The following is a 19614-nucleotide window of genomic DNA, read 5'->3' as shown; positions in this document are numbered from 1 at the left end:
CCCACGTCTTTCACGAAAACTGGCCCATGATGGATTGAACCGGGATATCTCGAAAAGGCAGCCGTAGCACTAGTGATGCGACGCTGAATGTCCCTTCCCAACACATAGGTTGTCCCGTGTCGGCCTCAGGCCGCGAACACAACGACCATGACCGAGCCCCAGGTCGTGAGCAGGATGTTCGCGATAGGATAGGCCGGCGTATAGCCGAGTACGGGCACCGGGCTTCCCGATCGCTCCTGGAGGGCGGCCATTGCCGCCGTTACCGTTTGCGCCCCGGTCAACCCGCCGAGCAGAAGGATTGGGTTCATGCGCAAGACGAAATGACCGAAGCAGAATCCGACGATCTGCGGCAGCAGGGTCACGACCATGCCGCCGAGCAGCAGGCCGATGCCCGATTCCCGCAAGGCGGAGAGGAAGATCGGCCCCGCATGGATCCCCGTGAGCCCGACAAACGCGGCCAGTCCGAGTGACGTCATCAGACTGATGGCGCCGTCCGGAATCCGGCCGAAGCGCGGATTGAGCGTGCGGAGGTAGCCGACCAGAAGCCCGGCAAGCAGCGTGCCGACGCTCGTGCTCAGCGCGATCTTGATGCCGCCGACAGGAAAACTCACGAGAACGCCAAAGATGCCGCCGAAGAAGATAGCGAGCCCCAGCACCACAAAATCGATGCTTGTGCTGGGGGCTACGATGACGCCGATATTCTTCGCCGCGTTCTCCACGACCGGTTCGGGGCCGACGATGCGCAGCAGGTCGCCACGCTGCAGGATGATGCCGGGAGCAATCGGAAGCTCCTGGCCGCCCCGGCTCAACGAGCGCAAATAGAGGCCGCGGGTCCAGTCCTGCAGCGAGGCCTCCTGCAGGTTCATGCCCGCGAGCTTGGCATCGATCAGGAAGACGTCAGCGGAGATCAAGGGAATGTCGAGCAGCCCTCTGTCCTCGACCTCCTCGGCGCGGGAGCCGATCAGTTCCACGATGATCTGGCGCGGCGCCGATATCGTGATGACGTCGCCTGGCGCGAGGATGGTGCCGGGCTCCGCCTGGAGAATGCGTTCTCCACGGCGGATCCGATGGATGAACGCGCGGTGCTCGGGCAGGCGGGCTTCGGCGGCCGCGACGGTCGATCCGGCTAGGGGAGAGTGCTCGTCCAGCCGATAGGCACGCAGCTCGAACTTTCGCCACGCGGATGCCAGACCCGGCTTGGTGCGGGTCATTCCCAGCGACTGCTCGAGCTTGAGCGCCTCTTCGCGCAGGTCGATCTTCAGGAGTGCCGGCGCGACCACCGTGCAGAATGTGATCACCCCCGCATACCCGAAGATGTAGCAGACCGCATCAGCAACTGCGATGTGTGAGACATAGAGGGCACGCTGCGCCTCGGTCGCCGAGAGGCCGTTGACCGCGTCGGTCGCCGTTCCCATCGCCGCGCTTTGACTGAGCGCCCCCGACATCAGCCCCGCTGCAAAGCCGGGATCGAGCCCGAGTATCCTCCCCACGACGATTGCGGCCGCAAGGCCGGTGAGACACACGACGACGGCGAGCAGCATCGGCTTCAGCCCGTCGCGCTTCATCGCCTGCACGAATTGCGGACCGACGGAATAGCCGACCCCGAACAGAAACAGCAGAAACAGGAAGGATTTGGTCATGCTGGAAACGGGCACATGCGCGAAGTCGCCGACCACCAGGCCGGCGAACAACGAACCCGTGACCGGGCCGAGACTGAAGGCGCCGATCTTGAAGCTTCCGATCCAGTAGCCTGCGGCGATCACCAGGAACAGCGCGAGCTCCGGATAACGGACGAGAAACTGCTCCAGCCAGGTCAGCATCTCCAGCAGCCGATTTCTAGGTCATCAGCATGACGAGCACCATGCCCCAGATCGTCAGCAGCGTGTTTCCAACCGCGTAGGTGACGGTATAGCCAAGACCCGGAATCTGGCTTTTGGCGCGATCATTGACCATGCCGAGCGAGGCAGTCGTGGTCCGTGCGCCGGAACAGCATCCGAGCACGATGGCGTCATGGAATTTGAACAGGTATTTGCCGACATACATTGCGAGGATCAGCGGCACGGTCGTTACCACGACGCCCCACAGGAACAGCCCGATGCCAAGCGCCTTCAGGCCGGCTACGAAGCCCGGTCCCGACGAGATACCGACTATGGCAATGAAAACGTTCAGGCCGACGGAGTTCATGAACCAGACGGTAGGCGAGGGGATTCGGCCAAAGGTCGGCCGCACGGAACGCAGCCAGCCGAAGAACAGGCCTGAGATCAGCGCTCCGCCGGAGGTGGACAGCGTGAGGGGCACGCTGCCAATCTTGTAGACGATCGCGCCAACCAGCGCGCCGATGGCAATGGCGGCGCCGATGAAGGCAACGTCGGCAACGTCGGTTGCCCGATCCGGCCGGCCAAGCATCTTTGTCGCGGCCGCGACATCGGGCGTGCGTCCAACGATGGTGACGATGTCGCCGCGGTTCAGCTTGGTGTTGGGAAGGATGGGGATGTCGACCGCGATCGCGCCCCTTGTGATCTTGCGCAGGAACACGCCGCGCGCGGCCGGGCTCTTCGCCAGTTCCTCCAGGGTTTTGCCGTCAACGTCCTTGCTGGTCACGTAGACATCGACGCCTTCGATCGGCATGGCGAGCAGCTCGCGATCGTCGATTTCCTCCGCCTGTTCACCGATCAGCTGAACGAGCACGTCGCGCCGGCCTGCCACGGCCACGACATCACCCGCGTGAATCACGGCATCGGCAATGGCATCGATGATCTTCCCGTCCTGTCGCAACCGCAGAATGAACACCCGCTGATCGGGGACCAGCGCTTCGGCCTCCTGCACCGTCTTCCCGACCGCCGGGCCGCGCTCGCGAACGCGGAATGCACGGACTTCGAACTGGTGCCACGCGGTGCCAGGACCGCCCAACTGCTTCTTGCCGCCGTGCTCCTCTTCATATCTCTTGCACGCTGCTTCGAGATCGATGCCGAGCAGGGCCGGACCAAACAGCGCAAGGACGATCGCCGATCCGACGGTGCCGAAGATGTAGGTGACTGCATAGGCGACGGGCATGCCGTCGAGGATTTTCTTGGTTTCTTCCGGCGACAGACCGAGCCTGTTGATGGCATCGGTTGCCAGACCCATGGACGCCGAAATCGTCTGCGAGCCGGCATAGAGCCCGGCGGCCGAACCGACGTCGTAACCGGCGATCTTCGCCGCGACATAGGGGGCGATCAGGCAGAACACGCACACGACGGCAGCGAATAGCGCTTGGGGAACACCATCCTGCGCGATGCCGCGCACGAATTGCGGCCCGACGCCGTAGCCGATGGCAAACAGGAACATCAGGAAGAAAAACGGCTTGAGCGGGCCTGTAATCGTGATCCCGATCTGGCCGATGATGACAGCGGCAATCAGTGTCGCGGTGACAGCCCCCAGTCCCAGGCCCTTGTAGGTGAAGGAACCAAAATAGTAGCCCAGGGCCAGGGACAGGAAGATCGCGATTTCCGGATAGGTCTTGAGCGTCTGAAAGAACCAGTCGATCATGATGTCACCCCGTTCATGCCGTCGGCGTGCGCCCGCTTTGCTCTCGCTCCACTTCGTGAATCGAAGATCCGACGACGAGAGCTGAAGCCGTATCGATCAACAAGAAGAGACGGTTCGAAGAGGGAACGTTGATTTATGTCAATGGCAATTGCCGAGCCTCGCGGCATCTGCGAACCCGCCGACGAAATCGTTTCCTGCATTGCAGCAATTGCGTCGATCCGGAGCGTTATCGCCGCCTGGGCCTTGAGGTAGATCAAGGGACGTCACTGACCGCTCATCATCCTGAGCGCGATTGCGCAGGCGAAGTTGCACAGCTCGACAGCTCGGGAGTGTCACATGGCCGATATCTTGACCCTGAAAAAATTCGAGGCGCTGAGCCCGTTCGAGATCAAGGACGAGCTGATCAATCTCGCCAAGGCGACGTCAAAGCGGACGCAATCCGCGTTTCTGAATGCCGGCCGCGGCAATCCGAACTGGGTGGCCACCACGCCGCGCGAAGGTTTCTTCCTGCTGGGGCAGTTCGCGATCACCGAAAGCAAGCGAACTATGGAGCACCCGGCGGGGATTGGCGGCATGCCTCAGGCGAAAGGCATTGCCCCACGGTTTGAGGCCTGGCTCGCCAAGCATTCCGACATGCCGGGCGCGAGCTTCCTTTCGGAGATGCTGCCTTTTGCGGTCAAGAAATTCGGCTTCGACCCCGACGCCTTCGTCCATGAGCTCGTCGATTCCATCATCGGCGACAATTATCCGGTGCCGGACCGCATGCTGGTGCACAACGAAAAGATCGTGCACGAATATCTGATGTGGTCCGTTTGCGGTGAGCCGCGGCCGGCCGGCAAGTTCGACATCTATGCGGTCGAGGGCGGCACGGCGGCGATGTGCTACCTCTTCAAGTCGCTGAAGGCCAATCGCCTTTTGCTTCCCGGCGACACCATCGCGCTGGGAACGCCGATCTTCACACCCTACATCGAGATGACGCATCTGGAGGATTATGACCTCAAGGTCGTCCAGATCAGGGCGCCGCAGGAAAACAAATTCCAGTTCACCGACGATGAAATCAAGAAGCTGGAGGATCCGAAGATCAAGGCCTTCTTCATCGTCAATCCCGCCAATCCCTCTGGCATGGGGGTGAGCCCGGAGACGATCGCCAAGCTGGGCAACCTGGTCAAGACCAAGCGCCCCGACCTCATGCTGCTCACCGACGACGTCTATGGCACCTTCGTCCACGGTTTCCGCTCGCTGCTGGGTGAGCTCCCGCACAACACCATCGGCGTCTATTCCTATTCGAAATACTTCGGCTGCACGGGATGGCGGCTCGGCGCCATCGCCATTCACGAAGACAACATCTTCGACAAGATGATCGCGAAGCTGCCCGACGACGCCGTGAAGGCGCTCGACAAGCGCTACGGGCCGCTGACGCTGGAGCCGCGCAAGCTGAAATTCATCGATCGCATCGTTGCCGACAGTCGCGACGTCGCGCTCAATCACACTGCCGGCCTGTCGCTGCCGCAGCAGGTGATGATGAGCCTTTTCTCGCTCGCGGAAATGATGGACGCGAAGAAGGCCTACCAGGCTGCCTGCATGGAAATCGTCAACAAGCGGCTGTGGGCGATGCTCGATGGCCTTGGACTCGCCGACAAGCTGTCGCCCAATCCAAACTACGACGCCTATTATGCCCTGATCGATTTCGAGTTCTGGGCCCGGAAGAACATCGGGGATGAAGCCGTTGACTATCTGAAGAAGCACATTCATCCGCTCGACCTTGCATTCCGCTTGGCGGAAGCCCACGGGATCGTGCTGCTGAACGGTGGCGGCTTCGATGCTCCCGAATGGTCGCTCCGTGTCTCCCTGGCGAACCTGCCGGACGACGTCTACGACGATATCGGACGGGGCGTTCGAACGATTGCCAGAGGATACCGGGACACATACGAGGCGTCTAAGGGAGGCTAAAGGAAACGCGGCTACGGCGACGCCCTGATAGGGCGTTGCCCGTGGATCAAGATCCTCGACCAATAGCAATCATAGGAGTGCGATTATGCCAATCCAGCTCGTGATGGACCGCAACGGGGATAGCCGTTATTCCTTCAACTCCGGCGACGCAAAGGAACTGGCCGAGGCGGAACAGCGCTTTTACGAATTGACCAGGATTGGCTTTACCGCGGCGGTCCGGACCAGTCCAGATCAGGTATCGAAAGTCCGGTCGTTCGACCCCTCGGCGGAAGAGACACTCTTTTTTCCCAGACTAGTTGGCGGGTAGTCGCCTAGTCATGTTCGGGGTTCGATCAATTCTCTTGAGTCGTCGCGTGAGAGCGACGAGAGCCCTCTTCATAAGGCACGGCGCCGAGACTACGCCCGAGGGACGGTCGCTGCGGATGCTGCGAGAATGGCTATCGCAGGCGCAGCGAGAGCAGTTCGCAAGTAAGGGCTACTTCGACGTCGTCGGAGGAAACACCGGAAATCAGTACAGGATCTATACTGGCACCTCGGTCAATGTATGCGAGATTGACAAAACAGGTCGCCTCCGCGAGGGGCTCTGTTTCGTGCCGGTTGGTGATCTGCCAATCGGTGATGTGATGCTCGCCCAGAAGATCGCACTGGAAACATGCGAAGACGAGGTGCGCGCCCTAGCCAGGTGGTTCACTCCCCAAACTCACTATTTTCGGCAAATCCAACTTCGTAGCTAACCGCGCAAATCGTTGTTGTCTCCGGCCGGTCCGACGTCCATTGATGTCGTCTCCGAGGGCCGTCGACAGATCGCAAGCCGCGCAGTCTCATTCTGACAAATTTTCGTTTGGCTTTGGCTTGCGACGTGCGACCCTGTCCGAAGACAAAGGACCAGGCCGTCGCGATTCGGATTCATTCGCTAGTGATGCGAGGCAAGCGCCATGGCTGAGCACATCATCGTCACCGACGACGGCGCCACGCGCACGATCACGATGCGCCGTCCCGAGAAGAAGAACACGCTCACGCAGGACATGTACCTGGCGATGAGCGATGCCATCAACGCCGCGCAATCCAATCCAGCGATCCGCTGCCTGATCCTGACGGGGCGTTCGGGTGTCTTCACTGCCGGCAACGACATCGGCGATTTCCTCAAGGCCGCGACCGCGGCCGACGATGGCGCGCGGCCGCGCAATTCCGTGATTTTCCTGCAGGCGCTGGTCAACAACACCAAGCCGATCATCGCTGCGGTCGACGGCATCGCGATTGGCATCGGCATGACGATGGTCGTGCACTGCGACTACGTGATCGCGAGCACGACCACGACGTTCTCTTCGCCCTATATCCACTACGGCCTCGTGCCCGATGGCGCCACCAGCCTGCTCGTGCCGCAGATGGTCGGGCATCAGCGCGCGTTTGCGACGCTGGTCATGGGCCGCGAGATGAGCGCGGAGGATGCGAGGGAGGCCGGCCTCGTCAACCAGATCGTGGCGCCCGGGCACGCCGTGGTCGAGGCCCAGAAGGTGGCGCGCGAGATCTGTGCGCTGCCGGCCGACGCCGTCGCGATCGCGCGCAAGCTCCTGAAGCTCCCGACGGAAGAGATCGAGCGGCGGATCGGACAGGAGAACCATTTCTTCGCAGAGCGCATGCGCTCGCCCGAGGCGCTCGCTGCGTTCCAGAACTTCTTTGCGCGCAAGGCCAGGTAGGCCGGCGCAAGTGATCCATCCAGATGCTGCGATGATGGCATCATGCCGGTGATTTGCCCGACGTGTCAAGCAAGTTCGCAAAATCCGTATTTCGCCTAAGTTCGGGATTGCTTGCTACTTTGCATGGGGTTGTTTTCGATATTTTTGCGGAGGCCTCTTCACCGCCGTGCTCGGCCGGCGATCTGCAAAGAGAGCAACTCGGGCCGCGCGGAATTCCCGGCGGGTCGGATCCCGCGCGGATGACGCCCCAGCGTGACAGGCTGAGTTCGACGGCCATACCGCTTGACCAGGAAGCAGCCTCCGGTGACGGCTGTGGAACTGGCGGGATTCTGGCGGGAACAGCTAAAATCGCAGCGCCGCAACTCCTTGCGGCTCGGCCTTGGTGCACCTCTGCGGACATAAGTAGCAGCGGTCGATTCACATATCCTAATGCGCAACACCTCCCAGCCCATCAGACTGATCGGGCTGGAAAGGGGCTGCCATGGCGATGGATCGCGTGGAACAGGCCTTTGTCGCAACCGCCATTACGGGTTTTCTCGTGATGACGGGCGCAATTGTCTGGATGATGCTGAGCTGACGGGGCGGGAGGTCATCTTGCGCGTTGCGCTGCCTTATTTCGCCGCTGCGTTGTGCTTGGCGGTGACCGCCTGACTGGCCCTCGCGCATCTGTTCTAGCCGTCAACTTGCCGTGAGCGGGACGCTAGTTACGCCCGGCCGCTGACGTTCACTGCGCGGCAGTTCTTGACGTCCCAGCTCCTCACGCAGGCGCAGCGCACTGACGAGATGATCGCTGCCGCGCAGCAGCGCGAGCGCCTCGCGAACCAGCTCGCGCGAATTCGCCAGGACTTTTGTATCCAGCGCGGGATTGGGTGTGTAGATCATCGCGTGTCCCTCTATCTTTGCGATGAGCGGCGCGAGCACCACGCGCCGTTGTGTGTCAGATCCCTGGAGCGTCGATGAGCCTCGTCAGCTTCCGGGCCATCGCTGCGAGATCGAGCGGCTTTTCAAGGAGCACGATGTCCTGGAACTCGGGAATGATGGTGATTTTGTCGTAACCAGTCGTGAACACGAAGGGCACGTGGCGCGCCCTGAGCTCGCGGGCTACGGGGAAGATCATGTCGCTGCGAATGTTCACGTCGAGCACTGCGGCGTTCAGGACGCCGCCATCGTGCAGAATCTCGACCGCGTCCTCGATGTGACCGGCCGGTCCGGCGATCTCGGCGCCGAGCGCGCGAAGTGTCCTGCCGATGTCATCAGCGAGGAAATATTCGTCCTCGACCACCAGAATGCGCCGGCCCGCCAGCGGCATGCGTTGACGGGACAATGTGGGCGATGCCGACATGGTGCCTCCAAGGATCAAGCAAGTCTCCTCCAAGTCTTTAGGAACATAAGACCGGAAGCCGCCTTGGTCCAAACGATGCAATCGAAGGCCGGTTCCATGAGCAACCGCGACATCATCGTCATCGGGGGCTCGGCGGGGGCGACGGCACCCTTGAAGCAGATTTTGGGCCGCCTCCCGGCAGACCTGCCGGCGGCCGTATTCATCGTGTTGCACATACCGGCGCAAGGCATTGGCATTCTCTCCACGGTCGCAAGCAGCGCCGGCAAGCTGCCGGTCCGGCAGGCCGAAAACGGCATGAAAATCGAACCCGGCCGCGTCTATCTGGCCGCACCCGATCACCATTTGCTGCTGTCCGAGGACCGTGTGCTGCTCGGCCGCGGTCCGCGCGAGAACATGGTGCGGCCGGCGATCGATGCGCTGTTTCGCTCGGCCGCGCTGCATCACGGTTCGCGCGTGATCGGCGTTCTCCTGAGCGGGCTGTTGTCCGATGGCGCGGCCGGCCTCAACGCCATCAAGCGTTGCGGCGGGACGACGGTGGTGCAGGATCCGTCCGATGCCATCGCCGACGAAATGCCAAGGCGCGCTATCGAGGCGACCACCATCGATCTCTGTGTGCCGGGCGCCAGTATGGGCGACGTCCTGTCCGAGCTCGTCAGAGAGCCTCCAGGGGCGGTGTTGCCGATTCCGCCGGAGATCAGGCTCGAAGTCGAGATTGCGGCTGGTGACCGCATCGGCAGTGACATCCTCACTTCGCTTGCCGATCCCGTCGCGCTGACCTGTCCGGCCTGTGGCGGCGTGCTCTCCGAGGTCAAAGAATCGCGCCCGATGCGTTTCCGCTGTCAGGTCGGTCACGCCTACACGGCCGATGCGCTGGCCAAGGAGCAGGAGGGACGCGTCGATGAAGCCTTGCGCGTCGCACTGCGCATCATCGAGGAGCGGGCGGAACTGGTGCAACGTATGGCTTCCGACGGCCGGCGCAGCGGCCGGCCCGCGGTCGCCGAAATGTACGCCTCGCGGGCTGCCGAATACCGCGAATATGCCGACATGATCCGGCGGGTCGTGCTACACTCGCTTGATCCCCGGGTTCGCAAGCAGGAAGCTTGAGGCACTGCCATGGCCCATTCCCTCGCCGAGCGTACCGAGGAGCTCCATTCCGAGCAGCGGCTTCTCGTCAAGGCCGATCAGGATATCGAGCAAGGCTGGCAGCGGATCCGCGACCAGGAAGATCGGGTGCGCGACCTCATGGCCGGCGGCCATGATACGCGCCAGGCCGAACGGCTCGTCGATCTCCTCAAGCAGACCCTGATCGAGTGGGAGCGCCATCGCACGTTGATCGAGCAGCGGGTGATCTATCTTCAGAGGCAGGTTGATCCAGGAGCGTAGGGGCCGACCGACGGACGGCCTTCTGAATTCCGTGCCGAGCTCGAATATTTAGTCGAACGCTGCGGCGCCCCCGGCACGCCGGATCAGGGCCACTCTTCGGATATTTGCATCGTGGGTTCCAGCGCCACCGGGCGGGTATGACCCGCCTCATGGCGCCTGACAACGCTTGCGCTGCGGGATCGAACGGCGCAGACGGCGTTTCTGCCTTTGAGCTGTTGGGGTAAGATCGATTTCTGCTAATTGCAGGGGCCGGACGCCCGTTGCTCCCGGCCAGCCAAAGAGAGCTACCAGAGCCATGAAAGAAGTCGGCGACCAGCCGGTCGAGGGAGAGCGTCAGGTCAAGGCCCCGCTGATCATCGGCGTGGGCGCATCGCCCGGCGCCCTGGAGAGCATCCAGCGTTTCTTTGCCAAGCTGACCGTGGCGGACGACCAGGCCATCGTGCTGGCGCTTCAGCATCACGAGGCCTTCGACGAGGACCGGCTGCGCGAGGCCATGCGCGGCTCCAACGGCGCCAAGGTCGCCGACATCGGTGACGCCGGGACGATCGAGGGAGGTACGATCTACCTGTGCCCGCCGGCGATGATCACCACCATCCAGGGCGACCGTTTCGCGATCCGCAAGGCCGAGCAGGCACCGGGCGAGCGCGCCACGATCGACAGTTTCCTGGTGTCGCTCGCCGAAGAGCGCGCCGAGCAGTCGATCGGCGTGATTCTTGCCGGCACCGGCGGTGACGGCACGCTCGGCACCGCCACGCTCAAGGACCACGGCGGTCTGGCCATTGCGGAAAAGATAGCGAGCCCCGAATCCGAGCATCTGCTCGACGGCAACACGCCCGCGGCCATCGCCGACTACGTGCTGCCGCCGGAGGATATCCCCGAGCACATCCAGGTCTATGCCCGGCACCTGCGGCGCCTCGAGGAGAAGCAGGGCTTCGACGAAGTGCTGGCGGCAGCCGCGACCTCGCTCTCGCGCATCGCCGACATCCTGCGCAACAAGACCGGCAATGATTTCCACGGCTACAAGCAGAACACCTTCCTTCGTCGCGTGCAGCGGCGCATGCAGGTGGTCCAGATCGACGAGATTCCGGGCTACGTCGATTTCCTGCGAAACGACAAGGACGAGGCGCAGCACCTCTTCAACGATCTTCTGATCGGCGTCACCGAGTTCTTCCGCGACAAGCGCGAATTCGAGGTGCTGGAGACGCAGATCGTGCCAAAGATCTTCGAAGGCAAGGGCGCGGGCCAGCAGGTTCGGATCTGGGTGCTCGGCTGCGCCACCGGCGAGGAGGCCTATTCGATCGGCATCCTCCTGCGCGAGCACATGGCGCGGCTCGATTCCGCACCGCAGGTCCAGATCTTCGCAACCGACATCGACGGGCGGGCGCTCGCCACCGCGCGGGTCGGCCGCTACCGCACCAGTATCGAGGCGGATATGACCAACGAACGCCTCGCGCGCTGGTTCGTGCGCGAAGGCGATACCTATTGTGTGGTGAAGGAATTGCGCGAGATGTGCATCTTCTCGCAGCACAACGTCATCAAGGACGCCCCGTTCTCCAAGCTTGATCTCGTCTCCTGCCGCAACCTCCTCATCTATCTCAATGCCGAACTGCAGAACCGGGTGATCCCGCTGTTCCATTTCGCGCTGTTGCCGGACCGCTACCTCTTTCTCGGTAATTCCGAGAACGTGACGCGGCATCCCAAGCTGTTCGCGCCGGTCGACCGCCGCGCCCGCATCTTCAAGAAGCTCGAGACCGGAACGCGGCTGCCGCCGGAATTTCCGATCACGACGACGGCGGGCAGGGCGCCGGTCGAGGTGCCGCCGGTGCGTTCGTTCGGCCCGGATGTGGGTCTGGAGCGCCGCGCACAGCGGATCGCCGAGCGCTACGCGCCGGCCTATGTCATCACCGACGACAATTTCCAGATCCTGCACTTCTCGGGGCGCACCGGCCGCTACATCGAGCCGACCGCGGGCGCCGCCACGCTCGACCTGCTGCAACTCGTGCATCGCGATCTCAGGCTCGAACTGCGCACAGCGCTCGGCCGCGCGGCGGAGACCAACGAGCCCGCCCATGCCGAGCAGGTGCTACTCGGGCTGAACGGCCACCGCGTTCTGGTCGACATCACGGTCGAGCCGATCCAGGAGGGCACCGGCGGTCACCGCAATTTCGTGGTGCTGTTCAAAGACGGTCCTGTCCGCGCGATCGAGGCCGACCAGGGCAATCCCAATGCGCTGGTGCGCACGGAGCACGTCGAGCGGCTGGAAAGCGAGCTGCGGGCGACGCGGGAGCGACTGCAGGCGACCATCGAGGAGCTCGAGAGCACCAACGAGGAGCTGAAATCCTCCAACGAGGAATACCAGTCTCTGAACGAAGAGCTGCAATCGGCCAATGAAGAGCTCGAGACCTCGCGCGAGGAATTGCAGTCGGTCAACGAGGAGCTGACCACGGTCAATGGCGAGCTGGCGCACCGCGTGCAGGAACTGACGCGCGCCACCAGCGATCTGAAGAATTTCCTCGAGAGCACGCAGATCGCAACCGTGTTCCTCGACAATGATTTGCGGGTGATGAATTTCACGCCCGCGATTACGCAGGTCCTGCACCTGGTGGAAACCGACGTCGGCCGCCCGATCGCCCACATCAAGGCGCGCATCCCCATCGAGGAGCTCTATGATGACGTCCGCCGCGTGCTGCGGACGCTGGCGAGCGCCGAGCGCGAGCTGACCGCGCCGGACAGCGGTACCCGCTATATCGTGCGCATCCTGCCTTATCGCAGCATCGACAATTTCATCGCCGGCGTCGTCATCACCTTCATCGATGTCACCGCGATCACTCGCGCCGAGGAGCGGCAGCGCCTGCTGCTCGCCGAGCTCCAGCATCGTGTCCGCAACACGCTCGGCGTCGTGCGCTCGATCGCCCGCCGCTCCGCGGAATCGAGCTCTACGGTAGAGGAATACGCCTCCCATCTCGACGGCCGCTTGAACGCCTTCGCGCGCACCCAGGCGCTGGTGACCCGCGATCCCGAGGGCGGCGTCGATCTCGAATATCTCGTCGTCGAGGAGCTCCTGGCCTATAATGCTCGCGAGGGTGAGCAGGTGCGGGTTTCCGGCCCCAAGGTACGTCTCCAGCCTAAGGCCGCGGAGACTTTCGCGCTCGCCATCCACGAGCTCGCGACCAACGCGCTGAAATATGGCGCCTTGAGCCGGCCCACGGGGCGGATCGAAATCTCCTGGCGCTTCGATGAGGCCACCGATCCGCCGGAACTGGTCTTCGAATGGCGCGAGCGGGGCGGGCCACAGGTTACACCGCCGCCGCGAAAGGGTTTTGGCACCGAGCTTCTGGAGCGCACGCTGGCGTTCGAGTTCAAGGGCCAGACGACAATAGCGTTCAGCACTTCAGGGCTGCAATGTACGATCACGATTCCCTTGAGCAAGCGCACGTTCCATACGCCGGGGGGGTAACCAATGCCCGTGTCGACCCTCGATCGAAGCGTTACTGATCCGGTCATTCGCCGGCTGAATGCGCTGCGGCCGTTGTCGGCGGGCGCCTCTGCTTCGCTCGAGCACGCCGTCCTCGAAGGGATGCAACGCGCGGGTTCTGGCGAGGACCTGATCTCCGAGGGCGATCCCGTCGACAGCGTCCGCATCGTGCTGTCGGGATGGCTCTGCCGTTACAAGACACTGGAGGACGGGCGCCGCCAGATCGTCAATTTCATCTTCCCCGGCGAGACCTGCGACGCGCATGCGTTCCTGCTGGCGGTGATGGATCACTCCATCGCGACGCTGACGCCGGTCGTTTATACCGAAATCAAGCGCGCGCGTTTCGAGAGTCTGATCGCGAGCGACCGTTCGCTGGCGGAGGCGTTCTGGTGCGAGACGCTCGTGAGCTGCGCCATCCAGCGCGAATGGGCCATCAATCTCGGCCGCCGTGTCGCTCTGGAACGGGTGGCGCATCTGTTCTGCGAGATTTTCGAGCGGCTGCGCCCGGTCGGAATGATCGACGGCAATTCCTGTATCATGCCGGTAACCCAGATGGATCTGGCCGACGCCACCGGCCTGTCGGTGGTCCATCTCAATCGCACCGTGCAGGAATTGCGCGCCGCCGGCCTGATCGTACTGCGCGAGCGCACCTTGACGGTCAACGATGTCGAAGCACTCAAGGACGCCGCGCTGTACTCGCCGAGCTATCTGCAACTCTACCGCAGCAAGTAGCCGGTCTTTCATATCGTTGGGCAGCAAGCTCCATTCGCCTGACCGCATCGCAGTGCAGCGCCAGACCTGGCGGCGAGCAACAATTGCTCCGCTTAACCTATGGAAATGCCGGAACCCGGTTCCGCCCCGAAGCTACGAAGGCTGTCCGCCCGGGCCGCCTCCTGGTGCGGCAGGCGATCGGCCCCGGCGCTCTGAGCCTCCGGCCGGGGCCGATTCCCTTCCATCCAGATCGTTCGTGAATGCAGAAGATGACCACCAAACGCAACCGTACCAAACAGACGCATTCGCTTCAGGAGCGTTTGCAGATCTCAGCCGAACTGGCGCGCCAACATGCCCGCCGTCTTCCGGCCGGCAAGGAGCGAGAGATGTTGCTGCGCCGTGCGAAGCAGGACGAAGTGGCTTCCAATCTGACCGATTGGTTGACCGCCCCGGCTGTCCGCAAGCGCTGGCAAGGAGAAGGCAGATCATGAAGCACTACCGGGCATTCCAGATCGATCCTGACGGCCATGTCTTCGGCTGCATCAATCTCGTCTGCGACGGCGAGGAGGAAGCCAAGCGCCAGGCCCAGGCGCTGGTGAGCTTCTATCCCATCGAACTGTGGCGTCTGGACCAGCGCATCGCCAAGTTCGAACCCGTCTCGCAAATGCCTGATCGTGTGACGCAGCTTCGCGATCAGGCCCCGAGCGCCAGTCAGAATCCGAACGGATAGGTGTCCGCAGCGCCACGCGACGAGCCGACGGCTAGCGGCGCGACTGCGCTCGTCTCTTCAAACCAGACCAAGGCGTCGTACTGCTCAGGCAGCACGGCCTCGAAAATAGTGGCTCAAGAATTCCGTCTCGGGCCGATACACCACGCCGATCGCGCGCTCTAGCCGCGGATCGGTGAGACTTGCGCGCAAGTCTTTTCGTGCCGGATTGTCAGCTTTAGGCCGATCGAGACGGCAGCCGTTTCAACTGCAGCGCATCGTGCGACGAACGGATCAGGAGATGAGACCTTGTTACGCCTCGCCGTGCGGCATGATCCGCTCCGCGTGGCCCCTGCCGTGCCAGACGTGGTCGAGTAGCTCGACGATCGGTTGGCCAAAATCCTCGTATTTCACCTCGATCGATCGCAGCCACGGCGCAATCCAGCGGTTGAGTGGGTTGCCATCGATGCCGACGAGCCTGCAGCGCTCCGGAACCAGGATGCCGCTCTCGCGAGCAAAACGATAGGCGCCGTAGGCGATCTGGTCGCTGACGCACATCAGTCCCTCGAGCCAGCCATCTCGCGCGGCGAGCTGCCGGGCGGCCTCATAGCCGATCTCGAGGTGAGAACGGCCGGCCGCCTCGGCCTTCGGGATTTCTGTGACGCCGAGCGCGCGCATGCGGTTGCAGAACCCCTTGAGGCGATCCCGCGTAACGGACGATCCCTGGGCGGGCGCCAGCACGCCGCAGCGCCGCAGTCCCGCGGACCACAGCATGTCGGCGGCCTCAGCGCCCGCCTTGATGTTGTCGATGCCAACGAAGGCACCGCGCCCGAACGGCGGGCGGCGGTTGACGAAGACCATTGGCGCGCCATCAGCAACGAAATCCTTCAGCACTGCGCTCGGCACACTGGCGACCATGATGTAGCCGCGCACCACCTGCGAACGCATGGCGTTGAGATATTCGTCCTGCAGATCGGGCCGATCGTGCGTGTCGCAGAGGATCATCACATAACCGGCGGCGCGCAAGGCGGCTTCGGTCGAAGCAGCGATGGCGGCCATCACGGGATTGTCCAGGTTGGGGGCGAGCATCGCGACGAGGCGGCTTTCGCGCCGCCGCAACGTTCGGCCAGCGTGGTTGGGGTGGTAGCCCACGACGGCGATGGCCTTGCGGACGCGCTCGATGGTCTCGGCCGAGGCCCGGCGCGTTTCGCCGTTGACGATGCGCGAGACGGTGGCGATCGAAACCCCGGCAGCCGCGGCGACTGTCGCGAGTGAGGCGGGGGCGGAGCGTTGCTTGCTCGTCATTGTTCGGCTCGGGTGTGATCCGCTGAACAGGGAGAATACAGCGATTGACAGCTTAGGCAAACGTTTGCCAAACTGCCTCTAACAATCAAAGCATCGCCGGAGGACGCAAATGAGGACAATGACCCGACGCGCTATCAGCACCTCCGTGCTGGCGGCCTGCCTCCTGGCGGGCGGTTCGGGCGTTCGCCCCGCCGAGGCGCAGACAGTCCTTCGGATGACCTGGTACTCGGACGGCAACGAAGGCGAGGTAATGGCCGATCTCCTCCGCCGGTTCGAGGACAAGAACCGGGACATTCACGTCGTTCTGGACCAGGTGCCGTTCAAGGCCATCAACGAGAATCTACCGGTGCAACTGGCTTCGGGGCAGGGACCCGACATCGCGCGCGTCGGCGACATGGGCGGTCTTGCCCGCTATATGCTCGACCTGCGCCCCTACTTGAAGAACGCCGATTACTGGGAGGCGAATTACGGTCCCTTCCTGCAGTGGATGCGGGTGCCGGGCGACACGTCTTCAATCCCGGGCTTCATGACCCAACTGACCGTGACCGGACCTTTCGTCAACAAGACGCTGTTCGAGCAGGCGGGCGTCGCAATGCCGGGTCCGAAAGCGTCCTGGGAGGACTGGGGCAAGGCGACAAAGGAGGTGGCGGACAAGGTCCAGGCGCCATTTCCGATCGCGTTCGACCGTTCCGGCCACCGCTTTTTCGGATTGGCGATTTCGGAAGGCGCCGCCGTGTTCGATGGCAATGGTCAGCCGGCGGTCGTTGACGACGGGTTCAAGCGCGCGGCCAAGCTGATCTACGACTGGCACAACACTGGCGTGATGTCGAAGGAGCTATGGGGCTCGGTTGCGGGGGCGACCTACCGTGGCGCCAACGAGGAATTCAAGAACGCCCAGGTCGTCATGTACGAATCGGGCTCCTGGCAGATCAGCCAGTTCGACAAGACGATCGGAACGGCGTTTGACTGGGTTGCGGTGCCGACGCCATGTGGGCCGGCGAACTGCTCCGGTATGCCGGGCGGCGCGGCGCTGGTCGGCATCAAGTCGACCAAGCACCCCGAAGAAGTGGCGCGCGTGCTCGATTACATCGCGAGCGAGGAGGTCGTCGCCGAGTTCTATGCCCGCTCCCTGTTCGTGCCGGGCCATCTCGGTCTCGCCCGCAAAGGCCTCGACTACAAGGATGCGTCGCCGGTTGCGAATGCGGCGCTCAAGGTCTTCAGCGACAGCGTCAACCAGCTCGCGCCAGCGGCCAACCGGCTGCAGGGTTATCCGGCGAGCCGCGTCATCCTCAATGCGGTGATCAGCCGGCTTGGCCAGGCCGTCGCCGGCGAGGTTACTCTCGATGAGGCCTACAAGCGCATCTCGGGCGACATCGAGCAGCAGCTCGCCGAGCGCAACAAGAAATAGGCGCCGGACGCATCACGGCATGACTGATTTGCCAACCGGCATTGAACCGCAGGCCGCGCCGACCGTCCCGCTGCTGGCGCGTTTGCGGCGCGCGGGCGAGACAGCGCTCGGTGCAGTGCTTGGGACCCTGCTGCGCCTCGTTGACCGTCCGATGCGCCTGTTGCAGCGGCTCATCGGCGAGCGGCGGATGGCCTATGTCTTTCTGCTGCCGAACCTCGTTTTCTTCTCGCTGTTCGTGTTCGTCCCGCTTGCGATCGATCTGGTGTTTTCGTTCACCGGTGGGGAGTCGCTGTTTCCTTCGCAGCGACCCTATGTCGGAACCGATCAGTACGCCTATCTGTTCGATTGCGGCTCCTTCCTCGATCCAGCTTCGTGCCGGGTCGATCATTTCTGGCGCGGCGTTGCCAATACGCTGCGTTTCACCATGTTCCAGCTCGTATCCATGGTGGCGCTTTCGCTCGTCACCGCGCTGGTCCTGAACATGCGGATCCGCGGCCGCGGCTTCTTTCGCGCGGTATATTTCTTTCCGGTGCTGCTGTCGCCGGTCGTGGTTGCGCTGGTCTGGAAATGGATCCTGCAGCGCGACGGCCTGCTGAACGCCGGGCTCACCACGATCGGCGGGCAGAAGATCCTGTTCTTCGTCGACCCGGGCTGGGCGATGTTCTGGTCAGTGTTCGTCTCGGTCTGGGCGCATATGGGCACCCTCATCCTGCTTGCGGGGTTGCAGGCCATTCCAGCCGATCTCTACGAAGCGGCCCAGATGGACGCGACGCCGCGTTGGCGCGTGTTCTGGCGGATCACGCTGCCGCTGCTCTGGCCGAACCTCATCGTGGTGATCGTGCTGGCGCTGATCCGCGGCGTGCAGACGTTCGATGAGGTGTTCGTGCTGACCGGCGGCGGACCGGGTACCGCAACCCTGATGATCGTGCAGTACATCTACGAGACGGCATTTGCGAGCCAGGTGCAGAATTTCGGCCTCGCCGCGGCGGCGTCGATTGTGCTCGGCGTGGTGCTGTTTCTGCTCACGCTGGCGCAGCTGTCTCGCACCCGGAGCGCCTCATGAAGCCAATTCAGCTCCTGCGCGCCCGCCGTCGGAGCGGGCACTGGCATTGGACCGACATCGCCGCTTACGCCTATCTCGGGCTTGGCGTCGTGCTAATGTTCGGACCTGTCGTATGGCTGGTCCTGTCCTCGTTCAAGACCCAGGCAAGCCTCCTGGAATTTCCGCCCTCGCTGCTGCCGCTGTCCCAGCAGGAGGTCAGGGTGCAGGGCTATCCGCAGCCGCTGCCGCTTTTTGCAGCCACCCTCGACAATGGCGAGCGTCGCGAGCTAGCGCAAGTTCGGCGCATCGGGCTGATCGCCCAGATGATCGATCCGGCCGATCCTAAACAGCAATATCGCGTGCCAACCGCCAAGCTCGCGCCGGTTCGGCACTTGAGTTTCGTGACCGCGAATTACACCGAGCCGCTCCAGAAATTCGCCTTCACGCACTATCTGTGGAACTCGGTGTTCGTCACGACGATCGCAACTCTGATCACACTGCTTATCAATTCGATGGCAGCCTATGCTCTCTCCATCTACGAATTCAGAGGCAAGACCGTTGCCATGCTGATGGTGATCGGCACGCTCATGATCCCGATCACCATCATTCTCGTGCCGGTCTATCTCGTCGTCACGAAACTCGGTCTCGTCAATTCGCTCTGGGCGGTCATTCTTCCGGGCGCCGCGACGCCCACAGGCGTCTTTCTGTTACGGCAATACATGCTGACGCTGCCGCGCGACCTCATCGAGGCGGCCCGCATGGACAAGGCAAGCGAGTGGCAAATCTACTGGCGGATCGTCATGCCGCTGGCGGCGCCGGCTCTGGCAGTGCTCGCCATCTTCTCCATCATGTGGCGATGGAATGAGTTTCTGTGGCCGCTCGCGGTGCTCACCAAGTCCGAATCCTTCACGCTGCAGATCGGTCTCAACGCCTTCCAGGGCGAGCTGCAGACCCAGTGGAATTATCTCCTGGCGATGACTGTGGTGTCGCTGATCCCGGTGGCTCTTGTCTTCGTGTTTCTGCAGCGCTTCATCGCCACCGGAATAGCCAATACGGGGATGAAATGA

At 62.9% G+C, this 19614-nt stretch carries 19 protein-coding genes; 12 read left to right on the top strand and 7 right to left on the bottom strand.

Annotation, left to right across the window (positions count from 1 at the left end):
• Positions 1 to 125 precede the first annotated feature (125 nt).
• Genes aspT (Q2941_RS08365) through Q2941_RS08355 form a run of 3 tightly spaced genes read right to left on the bottom strand, consistent with a single transcriptional unit; the run spans position 126 to position 3785 of the window.
• Positions 126 to 1820, bottom strand: a complete 1695-nt coding sequence (gene aspT / locus Q2941_RS08365) for an aspartate-alanine antiporter (protein WP_458192164.1) — start codon at positions 1818 to 1820, stop codon at positions 126 to 128.
• Positions 1821 to 1836: 16 nt separating this feature from the next.
• Positions 1837 to 3528, bottom strand: coding sequence for an aspartate-alanine antiporter (gene aspT, locus Q2941_RS08360; RefSeq protein WP_458192163.1), 1692 nt, complete (start codon positions 3526 to 3528; stop codon positions 1837 to 1839).
• Positions 3525 to 3785, bottom strand: coding sequence for a hypothetical protein (locus Q2941_RS08355; RefSeq protein WP_458192162.1), 261 nt, complete (start codon positions 3783 to 3785; stop codon positions 3525 to 3527). Before Q2941_RS08355 ends, aspT (Q2941_RS08360) begins: the two co-directional genes overlap by 4 nt.
• 79 nt (positions 3786 to 3864) lie before the next feature.
• Here Q2941_RS08355 and aspD point away from each other — a divergent pair, with 79 nt between their 5' ends.
• From aspD to Q2941_RS08340, 3 genes are all read left to right on the top strand, one after another.
• Complete coding sequence (gene aspD, locus Q2941_RS08350; protein ID WP_458192161.1) at positions 3865 to 5478, top strand: aspartate 4-decarboxylase; 1614 nt, start codon at positions 3865 to 3867, stop codon at positions 5476 to 5478.
• Between the two features lie 85 nt (positions 5479 to 5563).
• The gene (locus Q2941_RS08345) at positions 5564 to 5785 is read left to right on the top strand and encodes a hypothetical protein (protein ID WP_458192160.1); all 222 of its coding nucleotides are present in this window, start codon (positions 5564 to 5566) and stop codon (positions 5783 to 5785) included.
• Positions 5786 to 6413: 628 nt separating this feature from the next.
• Entirely contained in the window at positions 6414 to 7175 is a 762-nt protein-coding gene (locus Q2941_RS08340; RefSeq protein ID WP_254111982.1) for an enoyl-CoA hydratase-related protein, read from the top strand.
• Positions 7176 to 7853: 678 nt separating this feature from the next.
• On the opposite strand, the gene Q2941_RS08335 is transcribed toward Q2941_RS08340, so the two are convergent.
• A complete protein-coding gene (locus tag Q2941_RS08335) occupies positions 7854 to 8057 on the bottom strand; it encodes a hypothetical protein (protein WP_156944423.1) in 204 nt (67 codons plus the stop codon).
• Positions 8058 to 8112: 55 nt separating this feature from the next.
• Positions 8113 to 8517: a response regulator gene (locus Q2941_RS08330; RefSeq protein WP_027524130.1), complete on the bottom strand. Its 405-nt coding sequence runs from the start codon at positions 8515 to 8517 to the stop codon at positions 8113 to 8115.
• Between the two features lie 96 nt (positions 8518 to 8613).
• Here Q2941_RS08330 and Q2941_RS08325 point away from each other — a divergent pair, with 96 nt between their 5' ends.
• The 6 genes from Q2941_RS08325 to Q2941_RS08300 all read left to right on the top strand — a co-directional run bounded on the left by Q2941_RS08325 (position 8614) and on the right by Q2941_RS08300 (position 14816).
• Entirely contained in the window at positions 8614 to 9621 is a 1008-nt protein-coding gene (locus Q2941_RS08325) for a chemotaxis protein CheB (RefSeq protein ID WP_027524131.1), read from the top strand.
• 9 nt (positions 9622 to 9630) lie between these two features.
• Entirely contained in the window at positions 9631 to 9900 is a 270-nt protein-coding gene (locus Q2941_RS08320; RefSeq protein ID WP_027524132.1) for a hypothetical protein, read from the top strand.
• A gap of 295 nt (positions 9901 to 10195) precedes the next feature.
• Positions 10196 to 13357, top strand: coding sequence for a CheR family methyltransferase (locus tag Q2941_RS08315; protein WP_458192159.1), 3162 nt, complete (start codon positions 10196 to 10198; stop codon positions 13355 to 13357).
• A 3-nt stretch (positions 13358 to 13360) separates the two neighbouring features.
• Positions 13361 to 14107 carry a Crp/Fnr family transcriptional regulator gene (locus Q2941_RS08310; RefSeq protein WP_027524134.1) on the top strand — a complete coding sequence of 249 codons (747 nt, stop codon included), beginning with the start codon at positions 13361 to 13363 and terminating at the stop codon, positions 14105 to 14107.
• A 239-nt stretch (positions 14108 to 14346) separates the two neighbouring features.
• Complete coding sequence (locus tag Q2941_RS08305; RefSeq protein WP_371933062.1) at positions 14347 to 14577, top strand: hypothetical protein; 231 nt, start codon at positions 14347 to 14349, stop codon at positions 14575 to 14577.
• Positions 14574 to 14816, top strand: a complete 243-nt coding sequence (locus Q2941_RS08300) for a hypothetical protein (RefSeq protein WP_035662904.1) — start codon at positions 14574 to 14576, stop codon at positions 14814 to 14816. The genes Q2941_RS08305 and Q2941_RS08300 overlap by 4 nt, the downstream gene beginning before the upstream one ends.
• Before the next feature lie 84 nt (positions 14817 to 14900).
• Here Q2941_RS08300 and Q2941_RS08295 read toward each other — a convergent pair whose 3' ends face one another.
• Both Q2941_RS08295 and Q2941_RS08290 read right to left on the bottom strand, forming a co-directional pair.
• Positions 14901 to 15005, bottom strand: a complete 105-nt coding sequence (locus tag Q2941_RS08295; protein ID WP_371260494.1) for a hypothetical protein — start codon at positions 15003 to 15005, stop codon at positions 14901 to 14903.
• 99 nt (positions 15006 to 15104) lie between these two features.
• Positions 15105 to 16097, bottom strand: coding sequence for a LacI family DNA-binding transcriptional regulator (locus Q2941_RS08290; protein ID WP_458192158.1), 993 nt, complete (start codon positions 16095 to 16097; stop codon positions 15105 to 15107).
• A 109-nt stretch (positions 16098 to 16206) separates the two neighbouring features.
• On the opposite strand from Q2941_RS08290, the gene Q2941_RS08285 reads away from it, so the two are divergent.
• Genes Q2941_RS08285 through Q2941_RS08275 form a run of 3 tightly spaced genes read left to right on the top strand, consistent with a single transcriptional unit; the run spans position 16207 to position 19614 of the window.
• Positions 16207 to 17505 carry an ABC transporter substrate-binding protein gene (locus tag Q2941_RS08285; protein WP_458192157.1) on the top strand — a complete coding sequence of 433 codons (1299 nt, stop codon included), beginning with the start codon at positions 16207 to 16209 and terminating at the stop codon, positions 17503 to 17505.
• A gap of 19 nt (positions 17506 to 17524) precedes the next feature.
• Entirely contained in the window at positions 17525 to 18568 is a 1044-nt protein-coding gene (locus tag Q2941_RS08280; protein WP_458192156.1) for a carbohydrate ABC transporter permease, read from the top strand.
• Positions 18565 to 19614 carry a carbohydrate ABC transporter permease gene (locus tag Q2941_RS08275; RefSeq protein WP_458192155.1) on the top strand — a complete coding sequence of 350 codons (1050 nt, stop codon included), beginning with the start codon at positions 18565 to 18567 and terminating at the stop codon, positions 19612 to 19614. The genes Q2941_RS08280 and Q2941_RS08275 overlap by 4 nt, the downstream gene beginning before the upstream one ends.

This window comes from Bradyrhizobium sp. UFLA05-153 (genome assembly GCF_054185185.1).
Note: the sequence above shows the minus strand (reverse complement) of the source record. Positions and strands in the feature narration are given on the sequence as shown.

Coding starts and splice junctions, on each gene's coding strand:
- Q2941_RS08275 (WP_458192155.1), top strand. CDS start 18,565: ATGAAGCCAATTCAGCTCCTGCGCGCCCGCCGTCGGAGCGGGCACTGG.
- aspT (WP_458192164.1), bottom strand. CDS start 1,820: ATGCTGACCTGGCTGGAGCAGTTTCTCGTCCGTTATCCGGAGCTCGCG.
- aspT (WP_458192163.1), bottom strand. CDS start 3,528: ATGATCGACTGGTTCTTTCAGACGCTCAAGACCTATCCGGAAATCGCG.
- Q2941_RS08315 (WP_458192159.1), top strand. CDS start 10,196: ATGAAAGAAGTCGGCGACCAGCCGGTCGAGGGAGAGCGTCAGGTCAAG.
- Q2941_RS08285 (WP_458192157.1), top strand. CDS start 16,207: ATGAGGACAATGACCCGACGCGCTATCAGCACCTCCGTGCTGGCGGCC.
- Q2941_RS08310 (WP_027524134.1), top strand. CDS start 13,361: ATGCCCGTGTCGACCCTCGATCGAAGCGTTACTGATCCGGTCATTCGC.
- Q2941_RS08280 (WP_458192156.1), top strand. CDS start 17,525: ATGACTGATTTGCCAACCGGCATTGAACCGCAGGCCGCGCCGACCGTC.
- Q2941_RS08305 (WP_371933062.1), top strand. CDS start 14,347: ATGCAGAAGATGACCACCAAACGCAACCGTACCAAACAGACGCATTCG.
- Q2941_RS08345 (WP_458192160.1), top strand. CDS start 5,564: ATGCCAATCCAGCTCGTGATGGACCGCAACGGGGATAGCCGTTATTCC.
- Q2941_RS08290 (WP_458192158.1), bottom strand. CDS start 16,097: ATGACGAGCAAGCAACGCTCCGCCCCCGCCTCACTCGCGACAGTCGCC.
- Q2941_RS08335 (WP_156944423.1), bottom strand. CDS start 8,057: ATGATCTACACACCCAATCCCGCGCTGGATACAAAAGTCCTGGCGAAT.
- Q2941_RS08330 (WP_027524130.1), bottom strand. CDS start 8,517: ATGTCGGCATCGCCCACATTGTCCCGTCAACGCATGCCGCTGGCGGGC.
- Q2941_RS08320 (WP_027524132.1), top strand. CDS start 9,631: ATGGCCCATTCCCTCGCCGAGCGTACCGAGGAGCTCCATTCCGAGCAG.
- aspD (WP_458192161.1), top strand. CDS start 3,865: ATGGCCGATATCTTGACCCTGAAAAAATTCGAGGCGCTGAGCCCGTTC.
- Q2941_RS08325 (WP_027524131.1), top strand. CDS start 8,614: ATGAGCAACCGCGACATCATCGTCATCGGGGGCTCGGCGGGGGCGACG.
- Q2941_RS08340 (WP_254111982.1), top strand. CDS start 6,414: ATGGCTGAGCACATCATCGTCACCGACGACGGCGCCACGCGCACGATC.
- Q2941_RS08300 (WP_035662904.1), top strand. CDS start 14,574: ATGAAGCACTACCGGGCATTCCAGATCGATCCTGACGGCCATGTCTTC.